The following is a 19524-nucleotide window of genomic DNA, read 5'->3' on the forward strand; positions in this document are numbered from 1 at the left end:
TGATACATTAAAAGAAAAAAAAGATGAAATGACTAACGGTATGTATGAATTAGCAAGTTCAATGATCGAGATATTAGTTCTACAAGGGATTTTATCTGATTCAACTAATGTAAAATTAGAAAAGAGTAGGCTAGCGACATTAATTGATGGATTGTCCATTCATGCTCTTTTAAGACCTGATGTCTACACTCCAGAAAAGGTGAAGGAAGTAATCCGTTATCATTTAGAAACACTCTGCAATGAAAGTCAATTGAGTTAGTTGATCATGTATCTGAAGTTATAGTCCATTTGTGTTATAACGATATGCACTTCAAAGGGGCATTTTGTTGAACAGTTGCATGAAGTAGGCTTTAGTATATTACAGCTTTTCCTTCCATTACAGGCATAGCCGTCATATTTTTAGTAAAAATACAGTTCACGGATAAGCTTGTAACTAAGTTAAAAATAAATTATTTTAGAATGGCAGTAAATTAGATGAAAAATTCACATTTTGAATCATAGGTTTAAAAAATAGTTACTTTTCAATAAAAATCTGATAGGAAGTGTGAAAATATGTTGGATACTATATGTTTTTTCTGCAAAAATAAATTTACGATTAATCATTCTGATTCACAATATTATAAAATCAAAAAAGGAGAAAATAAATATTATATATGTAAAAGTTGCAATAATTCATTTCAACAAGAAGCGATTAATAAAACTGGAATAAGTCCGGATCAAATTGATGATTATGATAAGTTTTTCCGGTATAAATAAAACTCTCTTTAATATCGCGTAAATGTCAATTTTCTCATCATTCTTACAAAACTTCCTGTAGAATATTCTCAATGAGGGGATCGGAACGAAAGCGATTAATCGTGCGATAGCTTAGTACGTAACCCTGCACTAGCCACATCATGCGAACACTGTGGAGCAAGTGTTGGTGTTATGGGAGCAGTTGCGGATGCTGTCTTAGATGAAGGTATACAAGTTATTGGAATTATGCCTAGTTTTTTAGAGCAGAGAGAAATATCGCATAAAAGATTATCCAAGCTGATAGTTGTCGAATCTATGCATGAGAGAAAGGCTAAAATGGAAGAGCTTGTAGATGGCTTTGTCGCTTTGCCAGGTGGACCAGGAACATTAGAATGTCACTTTAGGAGATATATTGCACACCATTTAAACGCTATTTTGCATTAAGTAAATATAAAAGCCTAATTTCTCAACATTAAAATTGAGAAATTAGGCTCATAGAAGGACATTAAACCCTTTCGATCATGATGCATAATGTCCCAGGTTTTTCTAAACTTCATATTCCTCTTTGCTCTGGTTAAATAAACAAATAATAATTTACTCTAGAAGTTTTAGGTGACTGATTATTCACAAAGTAGCCTGTTTTTTGAACTAAGATCAATAATTAGGACTGTGAGTTTGTGATACCATCCAAACACAGAAATGTTGAATGGTTGTTTTAAGATTCCCTTTTTTTCGTGGACATTACCGTTTTTCTCATCTAACTCGATAAGATGAGACTTGGTCGTTCCAAGAAGTAGTACCAGACATTCCCCAAGAAGTTAAATTGGTGGTAAAGTATTTGTTTGGATAACTTACAAGAGTTAAATAACGACCACCATAATAACGATTTTGATAGAGCCTAATCCAAGAACCAGGAGCTACAGATACAGCAGATATTCTGTTATCCCATGCAGTACTCAGAGAAGTGACCTGAGTTCCAGGATACGCAATTAATGATCTTCCATATCCATGACCCGAAGTATGTTCATATAAATAAGTTGGTCTTGCCATTATACCTATTGACTGACTAGATAATCGCTCTGTAACTTTTTGATGATATGCTTCATATTTTTCTGGAGTTGAGAAGCCATGTACCTTTTCTCCTTGATCAGTTGCTTCAACTACCATTCCAACAATTTTTTTATGTTTACCTGGTGCATATTTTATTCCATCTACTGTGTCAACTTTTAGATCCTGATCTGGATTCGATGTTAAACTAGCTGCATTTGTTCTACCTTCAAAACTAAAAACTAAAGAGAAAACTCCTATTAGGGCTATTAAAGCTAAAGACAGATTACGTATCATTTTTCTTTTCATCAAAGTTCCTCCTCTTAAATTAAAAGTCAATCTATTGTAGTGCAACTTTTTTCAAAACGGTTAAACTTTATTTTAAATCCACAACACGATATTCTTTAACTTTTTCCGCTGATGTAAAGTGGTTTTGTATAACGTCATAGTAGCTACATTTGCTTCCTCAATAATTTTCTTTATTCCAACAGCATGAAAACCGTGATAGTTTCGAGCATTCATAAACACTCCTTATTAATAGGAAATCCTTTAATCTCTTTTAATGTATAAAAAAGAAACAGTGGTACCACTGGCTCTAGTCATGCTGTTTGAGAATAGCCATTACTTTTGTCATTTAATTTCTCACCAACTGATATAAAGACGTGAAGGTGTCATAAGTTATCAATATTCTTTAGGTGGAGACAGCCCCATGGATTCATTGACTGGAACAGGGGTAACATGGCACTCTATATTATTGAGTATGATAAAAATTTTAAAAACTTCAATGAAGAAAATATAAAAATCATAGATATACTAAATGAAAATACAGAATCAGGTGAATGGAAAACCTTAGATTTTGCTAGTTTTGGCGCAAGTGGTTTAGAATTATTTGTCTATGGTGATAAGATGTCATTTCTGATTACCATTCTGGTAACCTCAAAAAAAGACTGATATGGTCGGAAACTTCCTTAGGGTGGGTCAAAGTGATGATGTGATTAGCACCAGGTATACGCACAAAGTTAATATTGGGAACTTCCTTATATAATTGTGCGATTTTAAAGAGATCTCCTGAGTCCTTCTCGCCTATGATAAAAAGTGTCTTCGTTTTAATTTCTCCCAATCTTTCCATCGCTGAATTGGAGGAAACAGTTTCGAATGTTTTCCAATCAAAAGTTTTTTGAATATTGTGTATCATCATTTCGCGCAATAAATCGTATGCTTTTCCAAAAGAAACGCTCCAGGAAGGCTCGCTTAATATTATATTAGTCATTTTCTCAACATCTGGTGCAGCTTTAGAAACTCGGCTCTCTAATTCCGCATGTTCGGAAGAAAATTTAAACCCCGACAGGCCTGGAGCGACCAATACCAGTTGAGACACCCTTTTTGGATAGGTCAGAGTAAAATCAGTTGCAATTTGTCCACCTAGGGAATGTCCAACGAGGGTACCTTTCTTAATTTTAAGATGATCCAAGAGTTTTCTAAGATCCTTAACATAATCAATGGGTTCATTCGGAACAGGTGACTTCCCTGCACCCCGGACATCAAGAGTGATTACTTTGAACGACTTTGAAAGATGTGGTGTGATGAATTCCCAGTCACGTGAATCCATAGCTCCACTATGAAGTAGTATAACTGGCTTTCCTCTTCCTTTAATTTCGTAATGAAGATCCATCTATTTCAATCTCCTTTCCCTGAAAAAAGTAGGCATTGCCCATGACTATCTTCGTTTCATTTCTAAGATTCCTTTTCTTATCTCCCAAACTGTTTACAAAACCATTTAATAAATTTGTTCGGTTAAAAAGGAAGTTTAATGTACCATTACAAATGATTTAATTGCTCAAGAAGGTCCTATTTCACCACTTTTATAATGCCCATCCGCTTTAATGTTCCAATAAGTGATTTCAAGAATTTAAACATCCCCCCTTATTTATTTCACACACTGTGATGAAATGATAATAACACAGTGTGCGAAATAAAAGCAAGAGGTGATTTGAATGCCGAAAATAGTTGATCATGATCACAAAAGAAAAATGATTGCTGAAACAGCTTGGAAAATTATTGAAACGGAAGGCATTGAAAAAGCATCTATCCGAAGAATTGCATCTGAAACTGGAATGTCTACCAGAGCACTTAGACATTATTTCTCAAACAAGATGAATTACTATTATTTATTATGGAATATTTTCTTGCTCATGAGAAAGAACGGTCGGCGGGTCAAAAAAACCTCTTATTGCGGTATAAGCGTTGTTAGAATTAGTTACTGTGGAAATCGGGATAAACAAACTGAACCTTACGTTTGGCTAGTTTTCGCCATTCGCCCACTTACAAGTAGCTTTGAACACAAAAAAGATGAACTAACTGAAGGTGAATATATTTTAATGAAGGCACTGCTTGAAACATTGATAAAAGCAAGCTATGTAAATAAAGACATAAATATTAAAATAGAAAAATTAAAGCTTTCGGCCGCATTGAAGTTTTATCCATACATGCTCTATTAAGACCGGATATATTCTTGAAAAAACGGAACGAATTATTACTCACTACTTAAATGAACTTTGAAAACCAATAATATATTAAGTTAATCACTTGTTTTCTAAATAAACCCTGTGGAACCACTCAACAATGAAAAGAAGTAGGATCCCACTATAAAATCCGAAGAGCTAATCAAAATTAAATTGATTTTAGAAGTAAGAAATTAGTAAATGACTAACAAGGGGCTTCATCCGAATATTGAAAGATACACTTATAAGAAAAAGGATTTAAGTTGATATTTAAAATATGCTTTCCAGTGGCAAATGAGGAAAAAAAGAGTAGTAGCTTTATCGAAAAGGCAGACATTTCCGGATGTGAAAAAGGACATACCGCTAACGATGAAACAACAGTCGCAATAAGCATTAAAAACTTTCTTGTCATAAGAACTGAAGGGGAGACATATGCCCTTGAAGACAAAGCTGGTAATAACCTACTCTACTTTTGTGTTGTAGGTGACATCGATAGAAAAAATATACGAAAATAAATCTGAGTTTATTGAAAGCATCTTATTTGATTAACGGTTAATATAAGTAAGCGTACTTTGAATTATTCTTGCCGTTGAATTAATAAGCTAAAAATTTCAACACCCTAATCCAAACACTAAATTGCACATTTTTTCAAAAAGAGTTAACCCGTTTTGATCAATCTTTTTTCAAAACGGGTTCTTCTAATTTAACTATGGGTCTGCGAGTTGTCTTTGATAAAATCTTTATTCTAAAGCTACAGTAAATGAGCTAATTTATTTTTACTCGACAATCATCCAATTAGTATCTTTTTCTAACGTGAGTATATATTGCGAAAACTGTATGGCCTTTGTTGTTTCATCAATATATTTAACAGTAACCCATACTTTTATTTGATGATCTACTGCCTGGAATACTGGATGGACTAGCTCTGAAAATAAAAAATTCTTACCAATCGATGGTAATGCATTATTTTTCACATAATAAGCAAGTTCTTTATCCGTGGCAGTGGGGTAAAACGTAAAAAATGTCTCCAAAAACTCTGTCACTTCCTGCACAATATCGGAATCAACTGTACCATTACTTTCATGTTGTTGTGGCTCATAATCTGATTTATTCGGTATGCTCCAAAAGGTAGGGTTTTGTATAATAACTAAGTTTCCTGCATTATCTTTATGAAGTAAGATTCGATAGGAGGAACGAATCCTTTGGCTATTTTTATCTTCTGTAATCTTTTGATCTACTGAATATACAACTCCATAGGTATTATCACTTTCTGGTGATACTGACCAGATATCAATATTACTCACACTGGAACTAGTAGGTATATCTGCTCTTACTGTATCAGTATTTAGGGCTTGCAATTCCTCTGTTAGATAAAGACTTAATTTTTCTTCTCTTCGTTCAATAGACTCTTTATTATTTTGCCATGTATAGTAATCTTTCACAAAGTTTTTCGTAAAGCTTTCAATTGCACTTGTGTCCACAAGCTTTGTTTCAATGACTTCTTTTTCATGAACGGTATGCTGATCAATTGCCGTAAAGTTCTTATAAATCGCAAAGACAAGGCTACTGATTAATATAATCCACAAAATCGTGACGGATTTCTTACGTGTGCCAACACTTTTTACTTTGATTTTCGGTGACTTTGTTTCCACTGTTTGTTTTTCTTTTTTTCTAAATATGTTTTTCATCTTTTCCAACCCTTCCTATTGTTTAATTCGGCCAGCTCCAATTAGATGTTTTTGCCAGTAAGCAGTTGTTAAGTCTGCATAGCCTATTGGATCACCTGCGTTATACATTTGGTTATCTCCAAGATAGATACCGACATGAGTAACATACGTTCCAGAGTTATACGTTGAATGGAAAAACACTAAATCACCCGGTTTTGCTTCCGATAAAGGTATATGTTCTGTAAAGTCATATTGTTGCTGTGCTGTTCTAGGTAAATTAATTCCAGCCTTTTGATAACTCCATTGTGTCAGTCCACTACAATCAAATGAAGTGCTTGGGTTATCCCCACCAAATACATAAGGATAGCCTTCGTACTTCAATGCTTCATCCATAACTATTTGCACAAGGTCACCATCAAATTGTGGGGAGTGAAAGTATTGATTGACTAGATAGACATAAAACATATTGCCATACAGGTATCGCCAACCCCCATTCTTTTTTATGGCAATCGGATTGGAATAGGAAGTTTTACTTCCACTTGAATGTTTTTTCGCAAAACTTTGTGCTAAGTCAAAACTATATTTTTTTCCTCTTTGTGCAACATAATCAATAAACCCACCGCCATAGTTATAAGCCTGTATGACCGTATTTCCATCTACCCCTCTAGATTCTGCGGATTGAATTAAGTCTGTAAAGTATCTTACCCCTTGTTGGATAGATGCTTCCGTATCTAATGAATTTGGCGGTAACCCCAATGACTCGCTCGATTGCATCACATCTTTTAATCTCCCACCACTTTCCACTTCCATAATTGCGAGCAACGTTGACACATATTCACTAACACCATATTCTTTCGCATATTTTTCTACCATTGGCCGGTGCTTTAATACGTCTGCTGACACAGAAACACTTCCACCGCCATCCATGTCAGAGTAATTTCCTCCTGAGGAATCATCTTCATTAGAAATGAAAAGTGCCACAAAAACCAACAATCCAAAAAGGAGTAGAAAGCCTACTCCATACGTAATGAGCATTATTTTTAATCGCATGACTTTCATTAACGTTCCCTCCTATTCGTAGGCACGGAACGTTTTTGAAGCTGTCTTTTCTTCAACACTTTGATTGGTTTACCTACATGCTTTATGACTTTTCGTATTTCTTGCTTATTTTCCATTTGAGGACGTTCTTTAGAAGTTGTTCTTTTTCTTTGTACCTGCGACTGTTCAATTTGATTATGCATCACTTGTTCGTTTGATAATGTCTTTTGTTGCTGTATAATTCTCCCTACAATCAGTTCTCTTTGAGTAACTGGTCGTGTATGACTAGATTGATCACGAGAAGGTGTACGTTTTTTATCCAATGCCCGTCTTTTATCTGCAATTGTTTGACGATGCTTCATTGAACGTTCTTTTGTTGTTTTTTTTCTTTGTTCCTTCGCTTGCAATACACCTTCTTTAAAGTCGTGAACAGGCTTTTTCAACTGTTCTCTTCCTTGCATGACCGCATATTTAGTACTTGTTGGTAGGTCAACCAATTGTTCTTTTCGGTGTTTGACATTTGCCCGAATCTGATTTTTTGCACCAAGTACTTTCCCCGTTACTTGACCAAATTTCTGACTTAATGAAGTTGGCTTCGCCTGTTCATTCATTTTTTCCCGATTCTTTTTAGGAAATGAAGCGAGCCGTTGTAATGGACGAAGGGGGGATGAACTCCCTTTTGTTTTTTTAGATTGACCAACTAATGCACCAGCCGTCGCTCCAGCAGTTGTACCTGCAAGTGTACGTGTAATATTACGTTGTAAGCGGCGACCACCACGATTAAACATGCGATAAGGACGACGCATCACTTTACGACCAACGTTTTGTGAGTCATTGCTTTGTAAGCTAAACATACTCATGATGTCACCAAGTTTCATGTAAATGCCCGCAAACGTGACAATCTGCAAGAAGGCAATTAAGAAAAATGGATAACTCGTTGTTAAGCTGTACAACATGGAGGAAATACTAAAAGCAACAGTAATGATTAACGTGATACCGGCACGAAGCATAATCACATTAAACAACTTCATAATCGCTTGTTTCCCCATGTTTTCAAAAGTTGGAATCATGGATAATAGAAAACTAATAGGTAAAAACATCGCATAAACAATAAATAGAATTTGCGAGAAAATCATAATACCCGATAATAAAAACACGAAAATGGATATTCCAATATTAAATAGAAATAAAAAGAAGACCATGCCTAAACGTGTCGTGGTCTTCGTAATCGTTAAATTTTTATTGTCATGATCTTCAATTTCTGCTTTCACCGCATTCTCACGATCTTTTCCGTTATTGGCATCTGGACTAATGGAAATCAATGTATCAACACGATCTTCGCCAATCGTTTCTTTATCCGAATCATCGAATTGCAAGAGCATCCAAGGCTGCTCGACTTGAATAGAAAAGAGATTATCCCGTATCATATCCACACTATCTTTTCCTTGACTAGTAGAGCTAGGCATTTAGATTTTTGTGCCTAAATCTAAACTTGCTTGACTAATGTCTGCTGAAAAGTCATTAATTTTTGTAATGTATGTTGGTGCGTAAGCGATAAAGGAAGCAGACAAAATAAACACGACCAAAAAGTTCAGAATAGCTCGAATCGCTTTCGTTGTTTCTCGTTTCATTAATCCTGTATAGGCTACGTAAATCCCAATGACTAAAATAAATAGAAGCAAGAACCCAACATAAAATCCTAAACTACTAAAACCACTTGCTGTAATCCCGGCTAATGTTTGCATGTTTTTCCCGATGGCATCCGCTGTTTGTGAAATAAAATCGAGTGAATAGGCTTGTTGAATTAAATAGCCTGTCGCATTAGACAAATACAAACTTATAATCCAGATAAAATTGGTAATCGTGTAGAGCCCATACATGACTTGTTTCCCAATTCCATCATTCCAGTTCCACGGTAGCCAATCCCAACCTGTATCCACATAAAAATCGAGTTGATAATGGTCAAGAGCATATTTAGAATACAAATTATCTTCTGATACCGTATCATCGACTAATCCCGCAGCTTGCGCAAAAGTACCAAGTAATAGAAGACATAGGAAAACGGCAGCACTAATCAGCACTACCGTTAAAATTATCTTTTTTAGTTTTTGTTTGTTCACATTGTCACCTCGTTTCCTTTTCATTTACAGGTGGCCGAGTATCGAATGCATCAAATAAATCTTCAAAAACAGGATGGACTTGAATAATCCCAACACGTCCATATAAATCTTGAATCAAACATTGCCCGTTTTCTAGTTCACGAAGTCGCCTTTGATTGCCTTCATCTTCTTTATCGACGCCAAAAAACTCCAATGTCTTTTTAATTTCATTAATATCCCTAGAACGAAAGGCAAACTTCACACCGATATTGTTTTTTATTTTCTCATCCGTTAAATCATCTGCATTTTGCGTTACAAAATATACACCGGCATTCATGGCACGTCCAGCTCTTACTAGTTTGTTAGACAGTGTTTTCCCTTGTGCGACTTGCAGGAAGGACCAGGCTTCATCTAAATCTACAATTTTAAATACACTTCGGTCAGAATGGATAAAGTCTAATGCAAAGGTAGAAATAACAATTAGCATCGCAACACTAAGTAATTCCATTGTTGTGTATTCCTCAAAACTCGTTTCCGCATCGGGTAATACCAAATCAGCGACTTGAATGATATTAAATTGTTTCTCTAAACTAATCGAATTTTTCACCGTTCCATCTGAAAACAGAAGGTGAGCGAAATCATAATCGGTAAAACTTTCAATATGATCTGCGATAGGACGTGCCAATGGATTAGGATCACTTCTTAATTCATGAATCACAAGAAGTAACCCACGTTCTTCCTGTTGACCAACGGCCCGAATCGCACGTCGTAATACAGGGAATTTCTCACCATCCCGACTAGAGATACCTGTAAGAAAGGTAAGAATATCAATCGCAAGGCTTTCTGAATCCTTTTTCTTTTTCATAATGACAAAAGGATCAAGTAGTCCTTTGTTCGAATCATCGCTTGTTAAATTAACTATATTTATTTCATGTGCTATTTCAGGCAATATTTCTTTCCAGTTACCACGTTCTGCCTTTGGATCAACGATAAGAGCTTGTCCGCCATAAAGAACAGCATAATATACGAGTAGGTTATTTGAGAATGATTTCCCACCACCAAGTGAGCCTAAGAAAGCAGAAGCCAAGGCATTTGTGACCGAACCTTTCACACCTTGACTGGCTAAGCTAGGATTGAGATATACATTTCTTCCTGTATCTAAGTTGTAACCAAAATAAATTCCTTCTGTTTCTCCCAGCATCTGTGTTGCACCAAACCCAAGTCCCGCTAAAAAGTCGGATGTCACGTACTGGATATAATCATTCATATACCGTTTGCTAGCGGGAATAAATTCACTGTGTAAACCAATCATATCGCCAAATGGGCGAACAAGTTTCACATTTAAATCGTCATAAAAATCTTTCACTTCATTACACCGTTGTTTCAGTTCATCTAAAGTAGAAGCAGATACGCGAATGACATAACTTAACTTATACATCGATTCTTTACTTTGATCAAGTACATCTTCTAATTCATTCACCTGTTCCAACGCTTCTAACACATTGCTTCCTGTTTCATTGTTGGATTCCCACGCATGATTATCTAAATCTTTTAATTCCTTTTTCTTATTTCGTACGGTTGATAATGCTTTTTTATTGGTCACGATTTCCACATTCATGGATGTATCTATGGGGAAAGTGAATTGTTGTTGTTGATAATAAAAGATTTCATCCGATGGAAACTCCAAATCTCCAACAATCGAATTAATCGTAAAATAAGCAACATATATTGTTTGTTCTTCTTGTTCAATTTTTAAATAACGCTGATTTTCTTCTATTAAACAACGTGTAGGTTTAATAATGTCATATCGCTTCACTAAAGTTTTATGCTTTAATTTTTTTAAAGGAAGTACGTAGTCATATTTCTCATAAGCAATATCTGATTGACCATGAAGATGTTCGATTAAATACCCAAAATCATTTTTCTCTAAAGGTCGAATTTTGAAACGTCTTGAAATTTTGTTTTGCAGCAAAGACTCCATTTTAGAGAAGCGTCTCATTTCATCATGAGGCATCGAAACAAAATCATCCATCAAATGATGGTTCACATCACGAACAAAAGAAGAAAGTGAATTTGTAATCGATTTTCCCATCGATTTCATGGTGACTTCTTCTTCATTCAAAAGCAGTTTAAAACCAATAAAGAAACGATAGTCTACTTGATGTTCCCCAATCATCGAAACAAGCGCTTCGGTTTGATCATCAATTCGTGCATAAGCAACGTCTTTTAACCTTCCAGTAACTAAATCCTTACTACGTTCTTGGACAGAACGAATACTACTAGCTGTACTAATTTGTAAGGCATGAATTTTTCCATCTTGATTTTGTGCAATCAATTGGCGAAAGTGATCATGCACTTGAATTTTTTCATCTGGTGACAAAAAAGAATAGTTGTAGGGAAGCAATTCATAATAAGCAAAACATTCGCCATCATGATTGAAGACAAGATTATTTTCTATATATTTAATCGGATAACGCATGCAGTTCACTCCTCACAGCAGTAATATTTTCTTTCATTTTCACTTGTTGTAATTTGATTGGTTTCCCTGCATAAGTTAATTTAGGGCGCGAAAAGTAAGTGATGACGGATTTCAGAAAGCTATATGGATTTTTGCCATCAAATGTTTTTTGACTCATAAACCATGTTAAGCCAACAGGAATTCCCACATATTTTAATAACGCTCCATTAATAAATGAGAGTGGTGGGAGATTCCCAAGTAACATGACAAGCAGAAGCGAAAGTACAAACCACGACATTTGATTAAAGGTAACGGGGAAGGGTAAACGAAAATCATTAATCGCATAAATGACTTTTTCAACCGACCAAATACGGGTATAACTTTTTAATTTTTTCATAAGTTCTCCTTTCAAGAAAAAAACAGCCTGCATATTATACACAGACTGTTTTTGCATTTTTATATTTACTTATCCAACATATTCAAATACACCATGTGACGTAACGAGAAAACTCCCGTTTATTTCTAAATCTCTTCCAAGTGCTTGATAATCGATATAATTCTGTAAATTAGTAGGTACCTCACCAAGCATACCCGTTTCTTCAACATAGTAACGAGCCACATCTTCCATATCTTCACAATCTGTATAACAGATAATATCATCTTGATTCTCTAGCAATTCTTCTAAGCTATCAAACCAGTAGCTTTGAATTTCAGATAGTTCATGATAAATTGGTGAGCCTTCTAATTCTTCAACCATCGAACATAACCGATTGATTTCAGAAATGGGGGTGTATTCACCAATCTCAAATGGTAATTCGTAATCATGTATGGCATATTCTTCATATTCACTATTTAATCCAATACGTTCTTTGACATCTTCCATATCGATTGGTGGTGTAAACCAATCGCCAACCAATTCGCCCTCATTGTATTTCCCTAAATTGGCGATATAAACTTGCATGTCCATTGATTTTTCACACCCTTTCAATTAAATTAGACATAAAAAAAGCCTTCTTTTAAAAAGAAGGTCGCCTTGCTCAAACTATTATAAATTAATATTATGTTCACTTAAAATCATTGTTAATTCACGTCTTTCTTCTGGCTTCGCTGTTCTAACTAGGGTTAGATTGTTGTTTTGTACTTTTCGAAGTACTTCAATGGATATATCCGCCCTATGACTCAAATTAATAAGTGTATTTTCTGTCATTCTTATCCTTCTAACTGTTTTCCAAAAAGGTAAATCAATATTACCCTTTTTAAATTTAAGTGTATTAGTAAATATTTTGTCTTTTGAATAATAATTAATATGAGGATTATCCTGCAAAATATGAGTTTCCATATTTCTATAAAAATCATCTAACTTCCCATCTTGTAAAATTTTGCTTAATATCTCAAATGGCATTTTTGGTAAAAATTCTTTATTCAACCCTTTATTAAGAATATTTAGTGGTGTAAAATAAAACACTTTATCCGCTACCAATATCAAACTCAACGACATACTTTTCTTATCAAAATAATCAAAATAAAGGTTCACATTCACCCCATTGTAAACATAATGGAATTTTAAACAATGCTCAGGCTTCTTATTAGATATTCCTTGATAAATTCTTATTAATTTCTCTTTCGCTGGATTGTCCATATAAACCCTCCCTAACTTACTATAATTGTAACATTAAATACCAATAATTCTATTAAACAGATTCAATAAAACATCTTTTACACCACTTGCATTAAAGACTAATCCCACCGCAATTAATGCCACAATCAAAAATCCAATCAGTTTAGAAAACTCACGTTTAAAGCCTAAATAAATACCAATTACCACGATTGCCATTAATACCAACGATTGTGCATTACTTAAAAACCAGTTGTACAAATTCTGCCCAAAGTTCATCTTACATTTCTCCTTCCACGTTCTAATATTTTGTCACTTGACGCAAACATTCGATAAACCATAAAACGATATCACCTAGGATTGTAATAAAAATGTATTTTAATAGTTTCATGGAAGTCATCCAATCTATCATTTAATGACATCCTCTGTTTCAAGTGCCTGTTGCATCAATAATTGTTGATGACGTTTGGTTAATTTCGCTTGATCTAACATATCTTTAATCACGGTCGTTTGATTGATTTCATCTAGTTTAGTTGCCAGTTTCCAAGTAGGAGCGACTTGTCGAGCCAACCATCTAAGTGTTTTATCAAATGTGTAAGGTTCAGGTTTTGTTGTTAAATAAATTTTTCTATTTTCACCTAAATCTAAAAAACGCTGCCACTCCGCATTCATTGGCCAACTACTTCGACGTTTTTTCTCGTCTTTATCGACAAATCGAATATACCGATTAATAATAGAAAAAGCAGTTCGTCCCGCATCTTCATACGTCATTAGATCAACAACCGCATGGTACGCACGATCATTTTTTAATCGAATTTCAAAACGATTTTTAATGTCTGTATCTTCAAGTGATGCACCATGTTTTACATACTGTTCGTAATCTTTTTCATACACACAAAAATACACATCACTTTTCAAGGAACCAATATATAACGTATTTCCCATATCCCGTTTTTCTTCTCCATGAACCAATTCGCCAGAACGATAACTTTTAAAGCTACGAAACACAGAAATACATTCTTCATTTCTACATTTGTTCGTCAAAAATGGAATATCCAATATACCTGTCTTATCATTGATCGCAAGATCAACTCGTTTAAATACACCATTCACACGGAACACATCCATAAAGAAATCAAACCATGTTCGTTGTTGAGCTAGTAGAAAATTTTCAAATTGCCGACATCCTTTTCCTTTCAGTTCAAGTAAACAACCTTTATCTTCATCTGGCGAAACCATGACGACAATATCACCAAAAACATATTGTTCCATGTAAGAATAAAACGCATAGTCTTCATGGATCATGTACTCCATTTTCAACCGTAAGATTTCTTCAATAACTGGCTTTGGGTTCGTTGTTAAAAAGCGTATTCGCACGTAATCAAATAAGATTTCCAAAGGAGCTTCTGGATTAAATTGTTGTAATACATCGAACATCGCCTGTTGTAACGTTTGAGTCGGTGTCATTTTTCCTGTTTCAATCTCACTAATATATTGCCTTGAAATTCCTACATGTACCGCTAATTTATTTTGCGACACGCCATATGCCAATCGTTTTTCTTTTAATTGATGATACCAAGGCATCTCATTCATATGCATTCCTCCCAACAGAAAAAAGATGTCAACTAAAGGATAAAAGCTGACATCTTCGTAATATGACCTGAACCCTTGATGCGCAAGGGTTTTCAGACTTTTGAAACAGTTTATTATTGTTTTTCTACCCCCCTGTTAGAAACGGGGGGTAAAGCGTGGCTGTCGCCACGCAGGCTTTGCCCAGCACAGCGGCTTTCGCTTCGCACGCCGCCGCACTGGGCAGCCTTTATTGGGCTAGTTTAGCAATTTCTTTTAAAAAGTCATGTTCTTTCGGGACAAGTGGTGTGTAAAATTCGGAAATGACATTATCTCCTTTATCGACATAGCCGCGGCCTTTAATTTGTTTTAAGAAAAATTGTTTTTGTATGTCCGACCCAAACATCATGCCATATCCGAGCTCACTCATACGTCCTAAAGCAACCCGAAAATTAAACTGATCTCGAATGCCATCTCCAAGATATTTTGCATCTGGTCGTTGACAGGCGAGGATAAGGAAGAAGCCAGCTTGTCGTCCTAACATAACAATCTGTTTTAATTTAGTTAATACGGCTGTACTTTCCTTAGAGGCAAGCATTTCCATAAATGCGACGTACTCGTCAAAAATTAAAAAGTGAGGGGATAAACCTAAAGAAGCATAGTTTTCTCCTGTCTTATAGTTGGGCATCTGTTTCATTTCTTCACTACGAGCCATCATAGCTTCATAAAACTGGTCAATACAAGTCATCATATCTTCCTTTTTATAATAGACATCAGGCATAACAGTGGCTAAATCCGCTAAATCTGCATTTTTCGGATCTAAGATATACAATTTTGCATCTATTTTTAATAAAGCTTCAATCAGTGTAAGAATAAAGTACGTCTTTCCACCGCCAGTCCCGCCAGCAATCAACATATGTGGCAACTTATCGTATTCCCAATACATAGCATCCATGAGCTTTAAGCTGCCATTTTGTGCAATGACTTCATCAATAGAAATACGACTATTAATTGTGTCATAGAGCAAAATATATTCAACAAAAGAATCATGTAACTCTTTTGAAATTAGCTCACAGTACAGACCACTTTCTAGCTTGTTTTCTAAATTAAGTAACTGGTCTTGATACTTTCCTAGTGTGATTTCCACTTGAATATAGAGCAATCCTTTTTCAAGACTATAGTACATTTTAGGAAAGTAACTAATTTTATCTTTTGCTTTTCCATTTGGTATGTCTTCAAAGAAGCTACTTGACTGTACTTGTTTTGTTTCATACCAACCGTTTTCCAAGATCATTTTTGCGAGTTTTTGACGATGAATGACTTGTCTAATATAGTCATATCGATAACGATAATACAGAAAGGCACATACACCTGTCATAACAAAACTGATTATGAATGTCATCAATCCATAAGGACTGATAAAATGCTCTTGAAATAATGATAGTTTCCATTCCGTTGATAATAAAAATGACAGATGAAAAAGTGTAAAAGGGATAAGCCATGCGACAAATAACCGACTGAACAAAAAGTGAAAGAGGAGGGAAGCATCACTAGCTCGAATGCGTTTCCCTCGTCTTCTAAAAATCTTCATCATTTTTCCTTACTAGAGTTAGATTTTGGGACGTTATTAGCCGATGTTGTCGCTTTTCCTTTTAAGACTAAGTCTTCTGCTTTAATGTACCAATCAACATCTGCCCCACGAAATGTTGCATTTGCGACTGTATCTGCGACAGGGTTTATAATTTCTACTTCCGCATTATAATCAAATTCCTTTAAGGGAACGGAAGCAGGAATACTTACTTGAATCATGCGCCCTTGTTCACGAGACTTTAAGTCATAGGTGCGTTCCTTAACTTCTGTTGATACCGTTCCATCTTCGTTTTGAAGAAACACCTCACGACGTAATGCAGAGAATTTTAATAATCCAAATGTCTTTTCTTTATCAATGACAATACCTTGTGCTAATCTCATCTTTTTTCCTCCTTATGCTTTTACCATGTCATCTGCATGTAAAATATAATTTGTAAAACCACGCTCTCCAATTTTATAACCTTCTGCGGTAATGCGAGGATTAACCAGTTTAACTTTTTCCTCATGTTCAAAGAATTTTTCCCCAGCTTCTTGAGGAAGAATGACCTCGATATCATCTGCACGCTGAATATCCGAATAAAGATTATAACTTCGAGATAGTGTTGTCATCCGTCCATTAATTCGGCGCTGTTCGACCTTTCCTTCTCCTGCATATTCTAAATTTCCAAACGTTTTTTCCATGTTCGGAATCACATATTTTAATTCCATCATATAGCCCTCTTTTCTTGTATTAATTTTTGATTATTTATTCATATGGAGAGCATGGGCAGAAGGGAGGGGAACGAGAAAAATACATCTTCATGAATGAATCACTCCTTATGCTTCTTGAAAACGATAATCCACCCGATCATAAATAATGCACCAAAATACAACCATCGTTTCTCCATTTTTATCACGTATTAACTTCCCACAAGGAAAAAACGGAAAGTCCTCCACCTCAATTTCATTCATAACAAAATGATCATCAATCCATTCCATTACCTTTGTTTCGTTATCTTCCAAAGAAACCACACTCCTTCATAGATGAAACAATAAAAAAAGCATGACAGGAGATTTGTCATACGTGAATGTGTTATATCTGTATTGCTTCTGCAATGCCAGCCATGATATATGCTGCACATGGTACAGCGATCCCATTTCCAAGCGCTTTATATCTTGCATGATCACTAATTGCTTCATCTTTGTGTCCTAAAGCTGTCCAGCCCTCTGGTAATCCCATCAAACGTTCACATTCTAATGGGGTGAGTTGTCGTATATAACCTTCTTTTTCTTTTCCTTCATACCAAAATGAAAAATAATTTACGGAACTTGCAAGCAAAGTTGGAAAAGGGTCATGTGTCCGTCCAAAACTTCCAATGAATCCTGTTTTGTTTTTGTCTTTAGCGGTACTTCGCATACGTCTTTCTTGAAAGGGGCGGACGATGGGTATTTTCCCCCTTGTTTTTTGAGCAGATATTCGACTGGTGCTGGTGGAGGACAGCCTGTCTTTTCCACAAGACGTAGGAAACGATTGCAAATCGCGGGCTTTAAATAATATTTCTCTGGCACGTGTTCCTCTAAAATCTGCCACGAGGAAGATACGTCTTCGTCTTTGAGGTAGCGTGGGCTTTCCCCAATATCGGGCATCCAAGAGTCGCCAACACACTTCAACATCCTTCCCTCGCACCATTCCAGCGTTTGCCCAGACTCCAGAAGCAGGCATTGGAATATTGGTTTTTGTGAACGACTCCAGCACGACTTTAAAATCCAGCCGGTTATTTGATGAAAAAGCTCCCATGACGTTTTCCCAAACAGCGATAACTGGATATATTCCATTCGTCGCACACCTCATTTCTTCAATAATTCGTATCGCGTGATAAAATAAACTTGATTGACTTCCTGCCAATCCTTCTCGATTTCCATTATTAGATAGATTTTGACAAGGCGATCCAAACGTAATAATATCTACGGGAGGGATAGCCCCACCATGAAGTTTTGTAATATCTCCAATATGAATCATCATTGGAAAGTGTCTTTTTGTAATGGATATAGGTGCTTTCTCAATCTCACTTGCCCAAATTGGGGTAATATTAGCAAGAGAAGCAGCTAAAGGGAAGACACCGATTCCATCAAAAAGACTTCCTAATGTAAGACCTGTCATAAGCAATCAATCTTTAATGTAGGATCTTGCTTTTTAGTTTCTAAAGAAATATTACTTTCCACTTCATTTCCCCAAACATCCCAATCAACAGGTGATTGCCTAGCGAATAATTCAACTCGTGGTAAATCGCCCATTAGCTCAACTATCTTATCTCTTGCAATGTCAGGTTTTTTACTGTGTCCTTCCACAGGACTAACAATTAACTGATGAACCTTCTTCGATATTCTTTTGGGACGTCCTTTTACAGCTAATAAACAAATTTCAGCGTTTGAGCGTGTCCAGTGACCCAAACCAAAGAAAAAGCCATTTCCTGACTTGTTTTGTTTCACCCAGACAAAGGCAACCGTTTTAAATGTATATCCCCACGCAATTATCACTTGTAATGCTTCTTGTAGCATAGGGAAGGTCGTCCATAAAAATAAAACACTATCTTTGTGAGAGATAGTATCAATAGGTAAATTACAAATATCTTTTAAATTCATTGTTTGATAATGGTTTTCTGCCACTCCATTTCCTTTTCTTTGTCGGTATTGCCACGGCGGATCAGCGTAGATAATGTTATATTTCATTTTTATCACCTCAAATTTGCACAATAAAAAAATGTCATTTGTCAACGTTTACCGTTTAAATGACAATTAAGATTTATTTACTTATCATAAGAATGCATAGTATAAATTGAAGTTGTATACTTTTATCACTCGATTTTTCCATAAAAAAAGACGCTTCAATTGAAACGTCTCTTGTTTAAGATATCAAATATTTATAGTGATAACTCCAAACAGTGATTTGCATTTATTGCATTAAAATTGCATTATTTTAATTTTTTATATCATATTATAAGCATTGATACTTCCTAAAAACCCTTTAAAATCAATGATATTGCTCTATACCTAGTACGGTGAAAGTAGAGTGGGAATGAGAATACAACTTAACTTGAAGAGGGAACGCCAATTTATAAGGATTTTTCCTAATCTAATATGGATAAAATGATTAAAAAAAAGATAGTTCCCTGCCAAAACCCTGCCAAAATAAAATGGTAGGGTTTTTTGTTTTTTTATTGAATTT

Annotated in this window: 21 protein-coding genes and 2 pseudogenes; 5 read left to right on the top strand and 18 right to left on the bottom strand. The window is 35.3% G+C overall.

Annotated elements, in window-relative coordinates:
• A partial coding sequence (locus ACPYKA_RS08435) for a TetR family transcriptional regulator C-terminal domain-containing protein (protein ID WP_479541892.1) occupies window positions 1–259 on the top strand: 259 nt, incomplete at its 5' end.
• A gap of 650 nt (window positions 260–909) precedes the next feature.
• Window positions 910–1137, top strand: a pseudogene (locus ACPYKA_RS08440) (LOG family protein); the annotation flags it as partial.
• A 351-nt stretch (window positions 1138–1488) separates the two neighbouring features.
• On the opposite strand, the gene ACPYKA_RS08445 reads toward ACPYKA_RS08440, so the two are convergent.
• The gene (locus ACPYKA_RS08445; protein ID WP_212967503.1) at window positions 1489–2091 is read right to left on the bottom strand and encodes a hypothetical protein; all 603 of its coding nucleotides are present in this window, start codon (window positions 2089–2091) and stop codon (window positions 1489–1491) included.
• Window positions 2092–2163: 72 nt separating this feature from the next.
• Window positions 2164–2304, bottom strand: a complete 141-nt coding sequence (locus tag ACPYKA_RS08450; protein WP_479541893.1) for a hypothetical protein — start codon at window positions 2302–2304, stop codon at window positions 2164–2166.
• Between the two features lie 216 nt (window positions 2305–2520).
• Between ACPYKA_RS08450 and ACPYKA_RS08455 the strand changes: the two genes are divergently transcribed.
• Complete coding sequence (locus ACPYKA_RS08455) at window positions 2521–2733, top strand: hypothetical protein (protein WP_479541894.1); 213 nt, start codon at window positions 2521–2523, stop codon at window positions 2731–2733.
• Here ACPYKA_RS08455 and ACPYKA_RS08460 read toward each other — a convergent pair.
• The gene (locus tag ACPYKA_RS08460; protein ID WP_340002949.1) at window positions 2702–3454 is read right to left on the bottom strand and encodes an alpha/beta fold hydrolase; all 753 of its coding nucleotides are present in this window, start codon (window positions 3452–3454) and stop codon (window positions 2702–2704) included. The genes ACPYKA_RS08455 and ACPYKA_RS08460 overlap by 32 nt on opposite strands.
• Window positions 3455–3776: 322 nt before the next feature.
• On the opposite strand from ACPYKA_RS08460, the gene ACPYKA_RS08465 reads away from it, so the two are divergent.
• Together ACPYKA_RS08465 and ACPYKA_RS08470 are read left to right on the top strand one after the other, a co-directional pair.
• The gene (locus ACPYKA_RS08465) at window positions 3777–4280 is read left to right on the top strand and encodes a TetR/AcrR family transcriptional regulator (protein WP_479541895.1); all 504 of its coding nucleotides are present in this window, start codon (window positions 3777–3779) and stop codon (window positions 4278–4280) included.
• Between the two features lie 266 nt (window positions 4281–4546).
• Window positions 4547–4798: a hypothetical protein gene (locus ACPYKA_RS08470; protein ID WP_340002951.1), complete on the top strand. Its 252-nt coding sequence runs from the start codon at window positions 4547–4549 to the stop codon at window positions 4796–4798.
• Between the two features lie 261 nt (window positions 4799–5059).
• On the opposite strand, the gene ACPYKA_RS08475 is transcribed toward ACPYKA_RS08470, so the two are convergent.
• From ACPYKA_RS08475 to ACPYKA_RS08545, 15 genes and pseudogenes are all read right to left on the bottom strand, one after another.
• Entirely contained in the window at window positions 5060–5971 is a 912-nt protein-coding gene (locus ACPYKA_RS08475) for a conjugal transfer protein (protein ID WP_340002952.1), read from the bottom strand.
• A gap of 15 nt (window positions 5972–5986) precedes the next feature.
• Window positions 5987–7000, bottom strand: coding sequence for a bifunctional lytic transglycosylase/C40 family peptidase (locus ACPYKA_RS08480; RefSeq protein WP_340003265.1), 1014 nt, complete (start codon window positions 6998–7000; stop codon window positions 5987–5989).
• Between the two features lie 8 nt (window positions 7001–7008).
• Window positions 7009–9132 (bottom strand): annotated as a pseudogene (locus ACPYKA_RS08485) (CD3337/EF1877 family mobilome membrane protein).
• Window positions 9113–11566 carry a conjugal transfer ATPase TcpF gene (gene tcpF, locus ACPYKA_RS08490; protein ID WP_340002954.1) on the bottom strand — a complete coding sequence of 818 codons (2454 nt, stop codon included), beginning with the start codon at window positions 11564–11566 and terminating at the stop codon, window positions 9113–9115. The pseudogene ACPYKA_RS08485 and the gene tcpF overlap by 20 nt, the downstream one beginning before the upstream one ends.
• Complete coding sequence (locus tag ACPYKA_RS08495; protein ID WP_479541896.1) at window positions 11550–11942, bottom strand: conjugal transfer protein; 393 nt, start codon at window positions 11940–11942, stop codon at window positions 11550–11552. The genes tcpF and ACPYKA_RS08495 overlap by 17 nt, the downstream gene beginning before the upstream one ends.
• Window positions 11943–12011: 69 nt before the next feature.
• The gene (locus tag ACPYKA_RS08500) at window positions 12012–12512 is read right to left on the bottom strand and encodes an antirestriction protein ArdA (protein WP_479541897.1); all 501 of its coding nucleotides are present in this window, start codon (window positions 12510–12512) and stop codon (window positions 12012–12014) included.
• A 78-nt stretch (window positions 12513–12590) separates the two neighbouring features.
• On the bottom strand, window positions 12591–13184 hold the full coding sequence (locus tag ACPYKA_RS08505; RefSeq protein WP_340002957.1) for a hypothetical protein: 594 nt from the start codon (window positions 13182–13184) through the stop codon (window positions 12591–12593).
• 33 nt (window positions 13185–13217) lie between these two features.
• Window positions 13218–13439: a hypothetical protein gene (locus ACPYKA_RS08510; RefSeq protein WP_235762202.1), complete on the bottom strand. Its 222-nt coding sequence runs from the start codon at window positions 13437–13439 to the stop codon at window positions 13218–13220.
• Between the two features lie 129 nt (window positions 13440–13568).
• On the bottom strand, window positions 13569–14768 hold the full coding sequence (mobT, locus tag ACPYKA_RS08515) for a MobT family relaxase (protein WP_445254485.1): 1200 nt from the start codon (window positions 14766–14768) through the stop codon (window positions 13569–13571).
• Window positions 14769–14979: 211 nt separating this feature from the next.
• Entirely contained in the window at window positions 14980–16320 is a 1341-nt protein-coding gene (locus tag ACPYKA_RS08520) for an FtsK/SpoIIIE domain-containing protein (RefSeq protein ID WP_479541898.1), read from the bottom strand.
• Window positions 16320–16700, bottom strand: coding sequence for a YdcP family protein (locus ACPYKA_RS08525; RefSeq protein ID WP_479541899.1), 381 nt, complete (start codon window positions 16698–16700; stop codon window positions 16320–16322). The genes ACPYKA_RS08520 and ACPYKA_RS08525 overlap by 1 nt, the downstream gene beginning before the upstream one ends.
• Before the next feature lie 12 nt (window positions 16701–16712).
• Window positions 16713–17027 carry a YdcP family protein gene (locus tag ACPYKA_RS08530; protein ID WP_479541900.1) on the bottom strand — a complete coding sequence of 105 codons (315 nt, stop codon included), beginning with the start codon at window positions 17025–17027 and terminating at the stop codon, window positions 16713–16715.
• A 108-nt stretch (window positions 17028–17135) separates the two neighbouring features.
• Window positions 17136–17321 (bottom strand): hypothetical protein, encoded by a 186-nt coding sequence (locus tag ACPYKA_RS08535; protein WP_471764247.1) that lies wholly within the window; start codon window positions 17319–17321, stop codon window positions 17136–17138.
• A gap of 70 nt (window positions 17322–17391) precedes the next feature.
• A complete protein-coding gene (locus tag ACPYKA_RS08540; protein ID WP_204797928.1) occupies window positions 17392–18459 on the bottom strand; it encodes a DNA cytosine methyltransferase in 1068 nt (355 codons plus the stop codon).
• On the bottom strand, window positions 18456–19028 hold the full coding sequence (locus ACPYKA_RS08545; RefSeq protein ID WP_204797927.1) for an MT-A70 family methyltransferase: 573 nt from the start codon (window positions 19026–19028) through the stop codon (window positions 18456–18458). The genes ACPYKA_RS08540 and ACPYKA_RS08545 overlap by 4 nt, the downstream gene beginning before the upstream one ends.
• Window positions 19029–19524 lie beyond the last annotated feature (496 nt).

The organism is Pseudogracilibacillus amylolyticus (SeqCode), assembly GCF_051918545.1.
Lineage (GTDB): Bacteria > Bacillota > Bacilli > Bacillales > Amphibacillaceae > Pseudogracilibacillus.

Bases quoted from the DNA above. Each gene is read 5' to 3' on its own strand.
- ACPYKA_RS08445 (WP_212967503.1), bottom strand. From the start codon at position 2,091: ATGAAAAGAAAAATGATACGTAATCTGTCTTTAGCTTTAATAGCCCTA.
- ACPYKA_RS08450 (WP_479541893.1), bottom strand. From the start codon at position 2,304: ATGAATGCTCGAAACTATCACGGTTTTCATGCTGTTGGAATAAAGAAA.
- ACPYKA_RS08455 (WP_479541894.1), top strand. From the start codon at position 2,521: ATGGCACTCTATATTATTGAGTATGATAAAAATTTTAAAAACTTCAAT.
- ACPYKA_RS08460 (WP_340002949.1), bottom strand. From the start codon at position 3,454: ATGGATCTTCATTACGAAATTAAAGGAAGAGGAAAGCCAGTTATACTA.
- ACPYKA_RS08465 (WP_479541895.1), top strand. From the start codon at position 3,777: ATGCCGAAAATAGTTGATCATGATCACAAAAGAAAAATGATTGCTGAA.
- ACPYKA_RS08475 (WP_340002952.1), bottom strand. From the start codon at position 5,971: ATGAAAAACATATTTAGAAAAAAAGAAAAACAAACAGTGGAAACAAAG.
- ACPYKA_RS08480 (WP_340003265.1), bottom strand. From the start codon at position 7,000: ATGCGATTAAAAATAATGCTCATTACGTATGGAGTAGGCTTTCTACTC.
- tcpF (WP_340002954.1), bottom strand. From the start codon at position 11,566: ATGCGTTATCCGATTAAATATATAGAAAATAATCTTGTCTTCAATCAT.
- ACPYKA_RS08495 (WP_479541896.1), bottom strand. From the start codon at position 11,942: ATGAAAAAATTAAAAAGTTATACCCGTATTTGGTCGGTTGAAAAAGTC.
- ACPYKA_RS08500 (WP_479541897.1), bottom strand. From the start codon at position 12,512: ATGGACATGCAAGTTTATATCGCCAATTTAGGGAAATACAATGAGGGC.
- ACPYKA_RS08505 (WP_340002957.1), bottom strand. From the start codon at position 13,184: ATGGACAATCCAGCGAAAGAGAAATTAATAAGAATTTATCAAGGAATA.
- ACPYKA_RS08510 (WP_235762202.1), bottom strand. From the start codon at position 13,439: ATGAACTTTGGGCAGAATTTGTACAACTGGTTTTTAAGTAATGCACAA.
- ACPYKA_RS08520 (WP_479541898.1), bottom strand. From the start codon at position 16,320: ATGAAGATTTTTAGAAGACGAGGGAAACGCATTCGAGCTAGTGATGCT.
- ACPYKA_RS08525 (WP_479541899.1), bottom strand. From the start codon at position 16,700: ATGAGATTAGCACAAGGTATTGTCATTGATAAAGAAAAGACATTTGGA.
- ACPYKA_RS08530 (WP_479541900.1), bottom strand. From the start codon at position 17,027: ATGGAATTAAAATATGTGATTCCGAACATGGAAAAAACGTTTGGAAAT.
- ACPYKA_RS08540 (WP_204797928.1), bottom strand. From the start codon at position 18,459: ATGACAGGTCTTACATTAGGAAGTCTTTTTGATGGAATCGGTGTCTTC.
- ACPYKA_RS08545 (WP_204797927.1), bottom strand. From the start codon at position 19,028: ATGAAATATAACATTATCTACGCTGATCCGCCGTGGCAATACCGACAA.